Source organism: Photobacterium sp. ABD4_091 (genome assembly GCF_056160145.1).
On sequence record NZ_JBSWWQ010000002.1, the window covers coordinates 661,704 to 675,484 of the forward strand.

Genomic DNA, 13,781 nt, shown 5'->3' on the forward strand with positions numbered 1-13,781 from the left:
TAAGTGGTTAATAATAATAGCGCAGCAAGTTTAAATAAATTTTAACAAAAATACTGAATAACTAGAAATATCAACCTAATATCCGGCTCTTTTAAGAGGGTATTTTTTACACAAATATTTAATTTAAATTCATATTGTTTTATGATCTTGGTCAGTACCTGAACAAGTTAACAGCGTAATGTGGCTATATTCAAGTAGTTTTAAAGGTAGTGTGTTGTGAATAATCTAATGGATTTGGAAAAGCTATTACGAAAGACTATTACTTACGTTATTGAATTTACAGAAAGATATAATTTAGACCCAAATAAATTTAGTTCAAATAACTATTTTAGTGCGCAAAACCTTCTAAATTATCTCGCATTTCGTCAAATTGACATCCAGCAGTTACAACAGCAATTAACCGAATTAGGATTAAGCTCATTAGATCGTTCTGAAGCACACATTTTACCAAGTCTTAAAGCGGTATTGCAGGCATTAGTTGCTATGCAAGGAAAGCCTATGCAAGTAGTCGAGCCAAGCAGCTTTAGGGCAGGAAATGAACGACTGTCTGAAAATAGTCATCAACTACTTGGTCCAAGACCGATTCAACACCGCTCGCATATTATGGTGACAATGCCTTCAGATGCGGCTAGTGAGCCTGGATTGATACATAGCTACCTTAATGCTGGTATGGATATCATGAGAATTAACTGTGCACATGATTCACCTGAACAATGGCATCGTATGATTGACTTTTTAGAATCGGCGAAGAGACTCTCTGGAAAGAGTTGTAAGGTCTATATGGATTTAGCTGGCCCTAAGCTACGTACCGGGCAAATGTCATCCTTAGGAAGGATCTTACATGTCAAAGCCAGAAAAGATTCTCGTGGGTATGTCATTGAACCTGCAAAGATTATTTTATGTGCTGACAGTCCCTCTCTGTTTGGTGATCAGAACCATATTCCCATTTCGACATTATTTCAGGATGAAGTATGTTTAAGGGATATGATTGTCTTAACCGATTGCAGGGGCAAATCACGCCGACTTATTGTTACGTCAGTTGATCAAGGTTATGTTACCGCAAGTTGTGATAAATCAATATATTTTGAAGCTGGACAAATATTGAATCTTTACCGTAACGGTAAGTTGGTCGCGCAGGAGTTGATAGGTCGACTGCCTGAACTATATAGTTCAATTACATTGAATATTGACGATTTGCTCGATCTTCTGCCGCCAGGAAGGATTGAGCCTATTGATAATAACATTCCAGCTGTCAGCTGTACGATGCAGGAAGTATTTACTTCAGCCAAAAGCGGTCAACCAGTTAGTTTTGATGATGGCAAGTTGCTGGGAAGAATTGAGTATGTGTCAGAACAGTATTTAAGGATAAGAATTACTCATGCCCGACCATCGGGAACTAAACTGCAGGGAGATAAAGGTATTAATTTACCTAAAACACAGTTATCTGTTTCTGCAATGACGCCAAAAGATCAAGCAGACCTTGCTGAGTTGGTAAATCGTGTCGATATCATTGGAATGTCTTTTGTTACAAAGCCTAAAGATATAAAAAATCTAACGCAAATGCTTAAGAAGCTAAACGCGCAAGATAAAGGCATTGTGCTAAAGATTGAAAACAACATGGCTTTTAATAATCTAGGTAATTTACTCTTAACTGGATTGGAAGTGCCAAAGTTTGGTGTGATGGTTGCCCGGGGGGATCTCGCAGCTGAAGTCGGTTTCGAGCGATTAGCTGAACTGCAGGAAGAGATTTTATGGCTGTGTGAAGCCGCCCATGTACCTGTAATATGGGCTACGCAGGTACTTGAAAATTTGGCTAAAAAAGGTTCACCATCAAGAGCGGAGATTAGTGATGCCGTTATGGCAAGTCGAGCTGAGTGCGTTATGCTCAATAAAGGTGAAAATATGCGAAATACTATCGCTTTGTTGGTAAATGTTTTGACTAGGATGGACGCGCATCAACGTAAACGTAAATCTAAATTACGTCCTCTGAAAGTATGTTACGTGCCATCAGAAAACAATGAGTCAATTGAAGCATAGCAATAACCGAGAGCTTAGTTCCATTGGCTAAACCTTATACAGTGGCAAAACAGCTAGCAATAAAGATATATGGAAAGGAGGAGACTCAACGGATGGGTAGCAAGATTTATGCGGTCATAGGTTCTGGTGCTATTGGTGGATATTACGGGGCTAGGCTTCATTGCAGTGGTCACAATGTGCACTTTCTCTTCAATTCTGATTACCACTTTGTTTGCGATAACGGCTTGAAAGTAGATTCGCATTACGGTGATTATTCGATACCAGCTGAACAGCTTAATGCTTATCATTCGAGCAAAGCTATGCCGAAAGTCGATGTAGTGCTTGTTGCGTTGAAAACGACACAAAACGGCTTTCTAGAAACACTGATACGCCCATTACTCAAGCCAAACACACTGGTTGTGCTGCTGCAGAATGGGATAGGTGCAGAGCAAGTTCTCTCTGAAAGGCTTGGGTTGAAACATATCGCTGGTGGTTTATGTTTTATTTGTTCCAACAAAATAGGCCCAGGCCATATCAATCATATTGACTATGGGCGCTTGACCCTCGGAGTTGACGGTGAATCAGGGATGGCTGATCTCAATGATGTTGCGAACGACTTTAGACAAAGTGGCGTTGAAGTCGATGTTGAAGCCAGCATTATGGATGCCCGTTGGAAAAAGCTGCTCTGGAACGTGCCTTTCAATGGTTTATCCGCAGTATTAGATACCGATACCGCCAAGATGATGAGCTGCCCTGAAATGGCGCAGTTGGCAAGAGCAATCATGCTTGAAGTGAGGCAAGCCGCGCAGGCAACAGGGTCTATTCTTGAACTGTCTTTAATCGACACTATGCTGACCAATACGGCGAAGATGAAGCCATACTTAACCAGTATGTTGTTAGACAAACGCAATAACCGTGAAATGGAGTTGCAGTATATGTACAAGAACGTATTGGATATGGCGGCGGAACAGGGCGTTGCAATGCCCAAAACAGAAGCCGTATACCAGCAATTGTCTTTTATTAATCGGCAAGTCGTGAAGTAGAAGATCTAATTATCTATTGTACCGTGGGTAACTGTCTTGTCTGACTATAAAAACACGTTGTGGGCTGGTAGACTGCGCATCCAATTTTTCTATTGTGATAGTTAATTACCATGACATTTGCTTCACTGCAGCTAAATAAGTCGGTACTGGATGCACTGCCATCCCAGCTGACTAAACCAACCGACATTCAACGTCTTGCGATCCCTACCATTATCAAGGGAAGTGATTTGTTGGCACTGGCACAAACTGGAAGCGGTAAAACCTATGCTTTCGGCCTGCCTATGTTGCAGCGAGTGGATACCGAGCTGAAACAGGTTCAGAGTTTGGTCTTGGTGCCAACCCGTGAGCTCGCCTCCCAGGTGACTGACTCTTTGAAAGAAGTTGGCGTTAAGTTGGGTATACAGGTAGCCATGCTTTGCGGTGGCGTATCTCCAGAGTCGCAACAGGCAGAGGTAGAGCAGGGCGCCCAGGTAGTCGTTGCGACGCCAGGGCGCTTGTTGGACTTTCTAAGCAAAGAGCTGATTTCGCTTAAATCCCTATCACAGTTTGCCCTTGATGAGGCCGACCGCTTATTAGAAATGGGCTTTTGGCCTGATGTCCAGAAGATCTTTTCTTTCGCTCCGGCTGCGAGACAGACCTTGTTGTTTTCAGCAACGCTGCCTGAAACGTTAGAGAAAGCTGCATTGGGTTTAATGTACAAACCTGAGCGTGTTATGGCCAATACGAAAAATAGTGTCGTTGAAGACATTCATGAGCAGCTTTATTTGGTCAATAAAGGCAGCAAACCTCAAGCCTTGATTGCCTTATTGAAGCAGAATAACTGGCCGCAAGTATTGGTCTTTGTTAGTGAAAAGAAGGCTGCGGATAATCTGACAAAACGCCTGTCAAAAGCGGGTATCAGCGTGGATGCGCTGCATGGTGATAAAGAGCAAACTATGCGTGAGCAGACATTGGCAGACTTTAAAGTACAAAAAACGCAGGTGCTAATAACCACTGATTTACTATCGCGAGGCATCCATGTTGATGCGCTGCCAGTCGTGATCAACGCTGATCTTCCTGAAAATGCAGCTGTATATGTTCACCGTGTGGGGCGAACGGCTCGTGCAGGTAATAATGGCCTCGCCATCTCCTTGGTATGCCACGGTGAAACGCTAGCCCTGAGTGCTATCCGCAAGCTTACGGGGAGGCCGATGGAAACGACAGAGCTTGAAGGTTTCCCTGTAACGGATAAACCTGCTGATCTTACATCAAACACAGAACGTAAGCGGCCGCCACGCGATAAAAAAGCTAACCGTCGTAGCCAAGCTAAGCGGAGTATTAAGCAGTTCAAACCAAAAAGAAAAACGAGCTAATGGTAGTCACTCCTTGCTATTGAGCCGTCAATGGTTAGATAATCAGCCTGAGAACTCAGGAGACTCGAATGGAACAAATTTATTTTGCTGGCGGCTGCCTTTGGGGTGTTCAGGAGTTTATGAAACACCTACCCGGAGTGATTGCTACCGAGGCCGGCCGAGCAAATGGTACGACGCAAACAACACAAAGTGACTACGATGGTTACGCCGAATGCGTTCAGATTCAGTTTGACGCCAAGATCGTGAGCGTTGAGCAGTTAATCGGCTACTTGTTCGAGATTATTGACCCCTACAGTATTAACAAGCAGGGTGAGGATGTTGGCGAAAAGTACCGTACAGGCGTGTATAGCAAAGACCCGGACCATCTTCTGTTAGCTAAGGCGTATATTAATGCCCGCGTAGATAAAGATCGTATCGCGGTTGAAGTGCTTCCTTTGACCAACTATGTGAAAAGCGATGAAGAGCACCAAGACAGATTAACGCGCTTTCCTAACGACTATTGCCACATTCCGTTGGATTTACTGCACAAATACAAGAGTGCAAAATGAAAAAACCGAGCCAATCTGATTGACTCGGGCTTAATGTATATAGCCTGGGGCGGTTATTCGCAAAGATCCAATTCGTTATGGATCAGCACCACACATTGAGAAGCGAAGATCATCTTCGGACCTAAGCTGATCTTCTGGGTGCCGAGGCGTTCCAAGCTTTTGAAAGTCTTCTTCGGCATTGGAATGTGGTCGGTCAACAGGAAGCAGGAGTTGCCGCTGAACTCTTGTTCGCGGATTGAAGCTCCTTTCTTGTCCATCATGTATAGCTGGTAATCTTCAGCTAGATCTTTCACAAGCTTTTCGAAGCTTAGCGTGCGAACGGTAATACCTGGTTCGACTTGACGTTCTTGCTCTTTGGTCATCCCACGTGATGCATCGAGTGCTTTAGCGACTTTGCTTAGCAGTGCTTGCTCATGGAAACCACCGATATTGGTCATTTCATTGGCAACAAACGTCACTGTGCGGGAGAAGTCCTGGGTACTTTCCAGTACCAGGTGAACAATCACATCTTCACGGTGCGATTGCGCCACAAAGATCGAGTTCATTAGGGTGTGGGCCAAAATTTCGGTGTGAGCTTCTTGGCCAACTGAAGCCAGTAGTAGCTGGCTGTCGGTAGGAGCGGATCGGGCTCGTAATACAAAGGCGCGCATTGAAGAATGTCCTACAGAAAAAATACTTTTGAATCAGGGATCTGATAATCAGTCGAGAACTCTCGGTAATCAGAGGTGCAAGATTATCGCACCTTTGCTGTGAGATGTAACTGAAATAATGCCTTTGTGCTAACTGAGGTAATACGACTGACGATAAAAAGGCCACCTGACATCTAATACTAACTGCCAGAGCAGAAGTAAACTGCCTAGAGCCCAAGCAAACGGCCTAGAGCTCAAATACCTCTGTGATTGTATCTATCATCTGATCGTAATACGGGTTGAATGTCAGCCTAGCGTGTACTTTATTCGGTTCTCGGTGATCCCAAGCGCTGTACCAGACTTCACCGCCAGAGCGGCAGTAATCTTCTGCCTCTTGCGATTCTTGCCCGTTACGGCAAATTGTTTCACTACCATAGATACCGTAATAATGGTTATCCGGTGAGTATAAGACGCCCATATGGGACATATTACTTATCCGTAATTCGGGTACTCGGCTGTTTAGATAAACGACATTATCTTCTGCAGGTTCGGGGCTCGTGCCAAACCACATTAGCTTGTTGTCAGGGTGGGTGAATCGAGTTTGAAACACTTCTCGGATAGCCTTGGTATCAAATACACTGTCATGCTCAGTCACAACCATGAACGTAGGGCGGTCAAAATGCCGTTTGTCTAAATCTTCCATGGTCGCTTTGCTGGTGTGGTAATACTGGGCAAAGCCATTGGTGGGCATGTTGCTGTAGCGCGTATAGTTGGTTTCGCCATTGGGGATGTTTGTGCGCAGCCAAGGTCTTACTGTTGAAAGCAAAGGGGTCATAAATGCCATCGGCTCATTGGATTGAAAACCAGGTGAAAACAGCATCAGCCCAGATATCTCCGGATTATCAGCCGCATGAAGGTAGGCAAGGTTCCCCCCTGTTGAAAATCCGCCTAAATAAACCTCATCGACCTCTTGTTCCAGTAATTGTACCTGTTTATCAACGAGCTTTTGCCACTGCTCATGATCTGCATTCATCATATCTGCTGGGCGTGTGCCATGGCCATCAAGTAAAACAGTCCTGACTAGGAAACCGCTATCAGCAAATGATTGGCTGATATCGACAAAAGACCACGGGGAATCGCCCAAACCGTGAATCAGTAGTATCCCTTTTCGTGGCGTGTCAGAAGGCAGGGCTGCTTGTGAATGGCCAGGTTGTGAGCGAGGCTCCACCTCAAAAGGCATGTTTGCCTTTATTTCCAGCTGCTTGTTGTCAGTCAAAAAGTAGCGATGCTGGGTGAGTTGCCGTTCAGTTTTGCCAAGGTACTCATCAAAGACTTGTAGCTTTTGACTGTCTGGCTGCCTGAAGGTTGATATAGTGGATGTTCTACAGTGCTTTGGCAACCGGCTAGGGTAAACGCGGCAACAGTCGCACTGAGTATTATTGTCTTAGTTGGTTTCATGGCGATGTATTGAGTAACGTTATTGTTTGTCGGGTTAAGGCTACCATTCTGAATATGAATAGAGGATTAAGACGCTATTTATTACGTTATTATTCAGGAAAAAGTTGTGTGCTTATGTCAAAATGTGCTGTCTCCATCAAGAAATCTGTAATGTAATGAACTATCAAGCTGCTATTTTCGATATGGATGGTTTGCTTCTCGATACGGAACGCGTCTGTATGCGTATCTTTAAAGAAGCATGTGAGGTACAAAACCTTCCATTTCATGAAGATGTTTACCTTTCTATCATTGGCCGTAACGCGGCGGGAATCGAGGTGATTTTCCGCAAAACCTATGGCGATGATTTAGACCGCCTGCATAGCGAGTGGCGTACTCGTTACACTGCAGTGGTAAAGCATCAAGCAATCCCGATAAAAGAGGGAGTGATAGAGCTATTGGAGTGGCTTAAATCGCAAGGTACGCCGATTGCTATCGCGACGTCTACCGCCAAAGATGTTGCCAAAACAAAGTTAGAACTAGCGGGTATTGCCAAGTACTTTGATAACCTCACTACGGGGTGTGAAGTGGCTAACGGTAAGCCTCATCCAGAGATTTATCAGCTTGCGGCCAGCCGTCTTAATGTAGAGCCTGAGCACTGTCTGGCTTTTGAGGACTCAAACAATGGTGTTCGCGCCGCCGTTGCAGCGAAAATGAAAACTTACCAAATCCCTGATTTGGTCGAGCCTTGCGAAGAAGTGCGTCAGTTTGGCCATGCGATTGTCCCTTCGCTGTGCGATGTACTAGCTGAGCTGAAATCGGCATAAGTCTAAGCTCCAAAGCCAAAGCCAAAGCCAAAGCCTCTGATTTTGAACAGAGGCTTTTTCTTAGCTCGAAGGTTTATTCTTATTTCGATACAGGGAGTTAGGTAAGTAAGCCTGTCTTTTCCGTTATTCAAACTTCAACCAAACAAACAGGTGCGTCAACGCTGCACTGATAGCCTGTTGGAGTGATTTCTCCCGTTTCAATGTTATGGTGGAAACTCACGATATTGTTTGAATGCTGGTTGGCAACGATTAGCCATTGACCATCTTCGGAAAGGGTAAAATCTCTTGGAAATTCTCCATGGCAATCATAGGCATTGAGATGCTTCGGCTGCTCGCCAGAAACGTCAAAAGTACTGATTTTGTTCTGTGCTCGACAGGACACATAGAGGTATTTCTCATCTCCCGAAAGGTGGATAGCCGATGCCGCTTCGCCGCTAGCCACACCCGGTAATAGCTCGCATTGCTCAGATACCTGCCAACTTTTGCCTTGCCTGTCTATAGTGATAAGCGTTTCAGAGAGCTCACATACGACGTAAGCGCGATTTTCATTGTGGGTAAATACCATGTGGCGTGGCCCAGAGCCTGCTTGCATGGCAATGCTTTGAACTAATTGGAATGAGTGCTTGTCATCGTATTGGTAAAACCTAATACGATCAGAGCCGAGATCAACAACGGCCAGTTGATTAGAATGTGCTAAGAAGGTGACCTGATGAGCATGAGGGGCTGTCTGCCGGTCAGTATTTGGCCCACAACCATCTTCGTATAAGTTTGCAACAGCTTTTAAGGGCCTACCGTTATCATCGAGCAGATAAACAGAGACATTACCTGAACCGTAGTTTGCAACAGCAAGGTAGGGGGCTTTGGTATCTACATGGCAAGGGTAATCTCCTGCGATAGGTAAGAAAGCATTGCCGATATCTGACGAAAACTGAAGCGCCGCCCCTTCTTCTTGAGATATTTCACTGAAGCTATAGAGGCTATTAGCCGTGGTGGTTAGGTAAGAAGGATTACGAAGCGAGGTTAAATCTTCGCAGCGGGTCAGTTTACCCGATGCAGGGTCTAACTTGATGTGGGCAATACCTGTACTGGTACTTGGTGCATCGGTATAAGTACCGACATAAAAGTGCAGATGATTGTGAGTTGTCATGAACAGCCTTGAAAAACAACTAAAAAAACTGTCCATACGATGCCTTTTGACCACGTTAACAGCAATGAGTTTAAGGCTTTATAGCGCCAAAATGTGAAGCAGTTGACTGGTTTGGCTGCAAATATTGTTTGTTGCTTTAAGTGAGATTGATTTGAATAGGGCAATTTTGTACAAAATTCACAAAGGTCGTTAAGCTAGACTGGCATCACAGGAAAAGTGAGTGAGCAATGTCAGAGAAAACAAAGAAATTCAAAGAGGATGCGAGTTTCTCAATAGCCGATGAACTGGGCGGCCTTGAACTATTGCAGGCCAAATACAAGCGCCAGAATTTTTCACGCCACAGCCATGAAGGTTACACCATAGGCGTGATTGAAAAAGGTGCGCAGCGTTTTTACCGCACCGGTGGCAACCATGTTGCACCCAAAGATCATATCATCTTGGTCAATGCCGATGAGGTACACACCGGTCATGCTGCAACGGAAGGAGGCTGGGAATATAGGGCGATGTACCCGTTGCCAGAGCAGTTCGCCGCGATGACAGAGGGGATAGGCTCCCATCCGTCAGTGCCTTACTTTCCTGAACCCGTGGTGCATGATCCCGAGGTTGCTCAGCAGCTACGTTTGGTTTTTTCTACCCTGGAAAACTCTGACAATCGCCCATTACGTGAAACCCTGGTATATGGTGCGCTTGTTAAGCTAATGGCTAGGCACAGCAAAACCCGCAGTGAGTTTGAACCGCGGACTCGTGGTCAGAAGCAAGTGCTGTTGGTGAAAACGTTTCTTGATGATTTTCCGCAAGCAGATGTGTCACTGGAAGAGCTTGCTTCTTTAGCAGGCTATAGTCCTTACTATTTAGTTCGGGCATTTCAAAAAGAGTTTGGTCTTCCTCCCCATGCATACCAGATCCAAAGTCGCTTACGCTATGCTAAGAAGCTGCTGAAATCAGGACATTCAATTTCAGATGCTGCACAGGAAGCGGGTTTTCATGATCAAAGTCACTTCCATCGCCATTTCAAGCGTGCGATGGGCATAACCCCCAAGCAATACACCCACTCACTAAGCTAACTATGAATTGGGCAATTTTGTACAAGTATTGATTACGTTTTTTTGGCGAGATGAAGGCATGATTTCGAAACAAAGAAGAATGAGACATGGTGGATACAACGTTAGTGGATGATTTAGACCAAACCCGAAGATCGTATTTATTTGGTCAGGGTGCTGTAGCCATGTTGCCACTGAGCATTGCGGTTATCCCATGGGGACTATTGGCAGGGTCTTTTGCGATTGATGCCGGACTGAACCCTTGGGAAAGCCAAGCGATGTCAGCCATTTTATTTGCGGGATCGGCGCAACTAGTGGCGACAGGTATGTTCAAGGCCGGGGCTGGACTGCTTACCATGATGCTGGCGACTTTCTTTATTACCTCACGGCACTTTCTCTACAGCGTATCGATGCGAGAGAAAATCAGCCCGTTGCCATTGCGATGGCGTTTGGGGCTGGGTTTTCTTTTAACCGATGAGTTATTTGCCATCTGTGGTCAGCAATCAATAAAGCAATTTAACCGTTGGTATGCGTTAGGCGCGGGTTTGAGTTTCTATTTGGCGTGGAATGCGGCGACGCTGGTTGGGATTGTCGCTGGTAGTTATATCCCAGCGCTGAATGAGCTAGGACTTGAGTTTGCTGTTGCGGCAACGTTTATTGCCTTGGTGATACCGCATGTCATAAACCTCCCGGTAGTTGTTGCAGTGTTGGCTGCACTTGGCTTATCAATTACCTTGAACTACTTCGAGATTGGTGGGGCGTTAATGATCGCAAGTCTAGGCGGCATGCTAGCGGGCTACTTTGCTGAGAAATGGCGAGGAGAGCAGGGATGATTATTATATCGATTTTAGTGCTGACGTCGTTGGTATTTTTGAGTCGTTATTTGTTCTTAGAGCCTAAACTGCCACTCAAAATAAACTCTGAATTGCAGCGCTTGCTGAAATACTCAAGCCCAGCAGTACTGACAGCGATTTGGGCACCCATCGTATTTATGCCCGAAGGGGAAGGGTTGTGGCTAGCTTTTGATAACCCGTATTTGGTATCTGCACTACTAGCCGCAATCCTCGCCTGGAGAACAAAAAATGTCCTGCTGACTACTGTAGTGAGTATGGTTGTGTTTCTGATATTGAATCTGGTGATATTTTAGAGGGTTAGCTGTGTTTTAAACTGTATCACTATGAGCAAGATCACATTACATCTATTGCTGTTGAATAGTTGATACTGTAAAACATGCATCCCCTTACCGCGGCATTCTTAAGCAGAGAAGGTATTATGAAATCAAAGATGTACTCAACATTCGCTAGCGAATATGACGAAGTTATTCAAGACAACATCTATAACGCTCATTTAGAGCGACCAACGCTTCAAGCTATGCTGCCAGCCCTAAACGATCTTGATGTGCTCGATCTTGGCTGTGGCTAGGGAGTCTATGCAAAATACTTGCTTGAGCACGGCGCCAAACACGTTACTTGTATTGATTACTCTGAAGAAATGGTTCAGTTGGTCGCGAGTAAGGCACAAAATGCACAGCTAACCGATAAGGTAATTGCTTATGCTCAGAATCTTTCAAAAGGGCTACCGAAAGAAAAAGATGCCAGCGCTGATTTGGTTATTTCTCCGCTGATGGTGCATTACCTGGAAGATCTGAATCCGTTGTTCAGTGATGTGAATCGTGTCTTAAGAACTGGTGGTTCGTTTGTGTTTTCAACCCACCATCCGTTTGCCGATTTTGAATGCACACAAAGCGGCAACTACTTTGAGCGCGAATTAGTGCAAGAAGAGTGGAATACAGTAGGTAAACCGGTTCAAGTAAGCTTTTATCGCCGTTCGCTGACCGAAATCATGAATGCGCTTACACAGAATGGCTTGGTGATCACTAAGCTATCTGAAGGTGAAGTATCAGAGAAGGTCAAGGAAATGGATGCTGGCCGCTACGAATACTTATCGAAGAACCCAAACTTCATTTTTATTAAGTGCCAGAAACTCACTTGATCTATAGCGATTGCTGATGTGCAAAAAGCCGAGTAAATTTACTCGGCCTTATTATTGCTTATTTTCAACAATATTTGTTGGAAGACGACAATTTGGACAGAATAATGATGGGGTTTAGATTTTTTGCTCTATAGTGGTACCTGCCATTGTCATTATTGTCCAAAATGTCAGTGGTATATAACAAAGAGAACAGTTAAAGGAAGAGCTGATTATGTACCCGTTTATGCGTCTAGCAAAAGTAATGTGGCAAGCCAAGCGAAACTCGCCGGTTCACATTACCGACAAAAGTGAAATTTCTTTCTCCTGCCGCCCTTGGGATCTCGATATTTTTAATGAAATGAATAACGGCCGCGTGCTTACCCTGTATGACTTGGGGCGTACTGAGCTGGGGATTCGCTGCGGCTTGATGAAGACCTTAGCGAAAAAACGGTGGGCATTGGTGGTTGCTGGCAGCTCGGTGCGTTATCGAAAACGCATTCATATGTTCCACAAAGTTAAAATGTACTCACAGTGCGTCGGCTGGGACGATAAATGGCTATATGTAGAGCAATCTATGTGGGTAGACGGCAAACCGTGTTCGTCTGTATTGATTCGGGCGGGGGTGACATCTAAAAAGGGATTGGTTTCACCACACGAATTGCTTGAAGCAATGAACGAGGCGGTGAATACACCGATACTGCCACAGTGGGTGACCGAATGGATTGACTCCGAACAGCACAGGCCCTGGCCACCTATTGGTCAGTAGTCAGCTTATACCTTTAGGGAAATAAACAGCGGAGAGCTTAGTAGGGCTCTCCGGCTAGTTTCAATCAAGCTTAATTGAGCAACTCGCGCTTGATTACTGTCATTACACCCGCATCACGATGGCTTGGTGCTGCGAAACGCGCAATCTCTTTCACCTTCGAGTGGGCATTTTCCATGGCATAAGAGTGGTAGCTTGCTTTGAGCATTTCCAGATCATTAAGGTAATCACCAAAGCTCATAGTTTGCTCAAAACTAAAGCCAAGCGTATTCTGTAAGTGTTCAATGGCAGCACCTTTTGAAGCTTCGGCATTCATTACATCAAGCCAGATTTTGGCACTGACTACCACCTGATGGCTTTGACCAAACTCGTGATCAAAGCTTGGGAAAACATGCTCTTCAGTGCCATCAAAATGGCAGATAGCGACTTTGATGAAGTCATCATCGACGTCCAAGAGATCTTCCACATACTGGCAGCGGTGGTAGTACTTCGCGAACTCTGTAAGTGCCTGTGGGTCTTGGGTTTCAATGTAGGCTGACTGCGTACCACACAACACGATATGAGCCCCGTCGATAGCACGCGCTTGCTGAATAATCGCAGTAATAGATTCTTTGCCGATTTCGCAGCGGTACAACTCTTTACCTTGGTGCATCACCATGGTGCCATTTTCAGCAATAAACATCATATCTGCGCTTACCGGTGCGAACGTCTCCATCAAGCTGTAATATTGACGCCCTGATGCTGCAGCAAAAATAATCTCTCGCTGCTCTAGCTGCTGGTATACCGAATAGAAATCTTCAGGTAGCTGGCTATTTTCATCGAGTAGGGTTCCGTCCATATCGACGGCAATGAATTTGATGTTATTAGTTGGCATAGTTGACCGAGCTGTTGGCAATACAATTAAATTTAGTATGACAAATTACATGAGTCACAATTCTCTGCAAGTTTTTTCTGCGTTACAGCCTTTAGCCAATCCAATAATCTCAGCCGCGCCATAGAGTTAAATGTCAT

Annotated in this window: 13 protein-coding genes and 1 pseudogene; 10 read left to right on the plus strand and 4 right to left on the minus strand. The window is 44.9% G+C overall.

Annotation, left to right across the window (positions count from 1 at the left end; translation table 11 throughout):
- Window positions 1–216 precede the first annotated feature (216 nt).
- From ACXAGQ_RS17265 to ACXAGQ_RS17280, 4 genes are all read left to right on the plus strand, one after another.
- On the plus strand, window positions 217–2,037 hold the full coding sequence (locus tag ACXAGQ_RS17265) for a pyruvate kinase (protein WP_475255478.1): 1,821 nt from the start codon (window positions 217–219) through the stop codon (window positions 2,035–2,037).
- Between the two features lie 92 nt (window positions 2,038–2,129).
- The gene (locus tag ACXAGQ_RS17270) at window positions 2,130–3,059 is read left to right on the plus strand and encodes a putative 2-dehydropantoate 2-reductase (protein WP_475255479.1); all 930 of its coding nucleotides are present in this window, start codon (window positions 2,130–2,132) and stop codon (window positions 3,057–3,059) included.
- 110 nt (window positions 3,060–3,169) lie between these two features.
- On the plus strand, window positions 3,170–4,411 hold the full coding sequence (locus ACXAGQ_RS17275) for a DEAD/DEAH box helicase (RefSeq protein ID WP_475255480.1): 1,242 nt from the start codon (window positions 3,170–3,172) through the stop codon (window positions 4,409–4,411).
- A gap of 68 nt (window positions 4,412–4,479) precedes the next feature.
- Window positions 4,480–4,959, plus strand: a complete 480-nt coding sequence (locus ACXAGQ_RS17280; protein WP_475255482.1) for a peptide-methionine (S)-S-oxide reductase — start codon at window positions 4,480–4,482, stop codon at window positions 4,957–4,959.
- A 53-nt stretch (window positions 4,960–5,012) separates the two neighbouring features.
- Here the strand turns inward: ACXAGQ_RS17280 and trmY are convergent, their stop codons facing one another.
- Window positions 5,013–5,609 carry a tRNA (pseudouridine(54)-N(1))-methyltransferase TrmY gene (gene trmY, locus ACXAGQ_RS17285; protein ID WP_475243141.1) on the minus strand — a complete coding sequence of 199 codons (597 nt, stop codon included), beginning with the start codon at window positions 5,607–5,609 and terminating at the stop codon, window positions 5,013–5,015.
- 226 nt (window positions 5,610–5,835) lie between these two features.
- Entirely contained in the window at window positions 5,836–6,828 is a 993-nt protein-coding gene (locus ACXAGQ_RS17290) for an alpha/beta hydrolase (RefSeq protein ID WP_475255483.1), read from the minus strand.
- Between the two features lie 373 nt (window positions 6,829–7,201).
- Here ACXAGQ_RS17290 and ACXAGQ_RS17295 point away from each other — a divergent pair, with 373 nt between their 5' ends.
- Complete coding sequence (locus tag ACXAGQ_RS17295; RefSeq protein WP_475255484.1) at window positions 7,202–7,849, plus strand: HAD family hydrolase; 648 nt, start codon at window positions 7,202–7,204, stop codon at window positions 7,847–7,849.
- Between the two features lie 127 nt (window positions 7,850–7,976).
- On the opposite strand, the gene ACXAGQ_RS17300 is transcribed toward ACXAGQ_RS17295, so the two are convergent.
- The gene (locus ACXAGQ_RS17300; protein ID WP_475255485.1) at window positions 7,977–8,996 is read right to left on the minus strand and encodes a lactonase family protein; all 1,020 of its coding nucleotides are present in this window, start codon (window positions 8,994–8,996) and stop codon (window positions 7,977–7,979) included.
- 227 nt (window positions 8,997–9,223) lie between these two features.
- On the opposite strand from ACXAGQ_RS17300, the gene ACXAGQ_RS17305 reads away from it, so the two are divergent.
- From ACXAGQ_RS17305 to ACXAGQ_RS17325, 5 genes and pseudogenes are all read left to right on the plus strand, one after another.
- Window positions 9,224–10,060 carry an AraC family transcriptional regulator gene (locus ACXAGQ_RS17305; RefSeq protein ID WP_475255487.1) on the plus strand — a complete coding sequence of 279 codons (837 nt, stop codon included), beginning with the start codon at window positions 9,224–9,226 and terminating at the stop codon, window positions 10,058–10,060.
- Between the two features lie 86 nt (window positions 10,061–10,146).
- Window positions 10,147–10,869 (plus strand): AzlC family ABC transporter permease, encoded by a 723-nt coding sequence (locus tag ACXAGQ_RS17310; protein WP_475255489.1) that lies wholly within the window; start codon window positions 10,147–10,149, stop codon window positions 10,867–10,869.
- A complete protein-coding gene (locus ACXAGQ_RS17315; protein WP_475255490.1) occupies window positions 10,866–11,183 on the plus strand; it encodes an AzlD domain-containing protein in 318 nt (105 codons plus the stop codon). The genes ACXAGQ_RS17310 and ACXAGQ_RS17315 overlap by 4 nt, the downstream gene beginning before the upstream one ends.
- A gap of 137 nt (window positions 11,184–11,320) precedes the next feature.
- Window positions 11,321–12,028: pseudogene (locus ACXAGQ_RS17320) on the plus strand (class I SAM-dependent methyltransferase).
- Between the two features lie 211 nt (window positions 12,029–12,239).
- On the plus strand, window positions 12,240–12,773 hold the full coding sequence (locus ACXAGQ_RS17325; protein WP_475255491.1) for a thioesterase family protein: 534 nt from the start codon (window positions 12,240–12,242) through the stop codon (window positions 12,771–12,773).
- Between the two features lie 70 nt (window positions 12,774–12,843).
- Here ACXAGQ_RS17325 and ACXAGQ_RS17330 read toward each other — a convergent pair whose 3' ends face one another.
- A complete protein-coding gene (locus ACXAGQ_RS17330) occupies window positions 12,844–13,644 on the minus strand; it encodes a Cof-type HAD-IIB family hydrolase (RefSeq protein WP_475255493.1) in 801 nt (266 codons plus the stop codon).
- Between the last annotated feature and the right edge of the window lie 137 nt (window positions 13,645–13,781).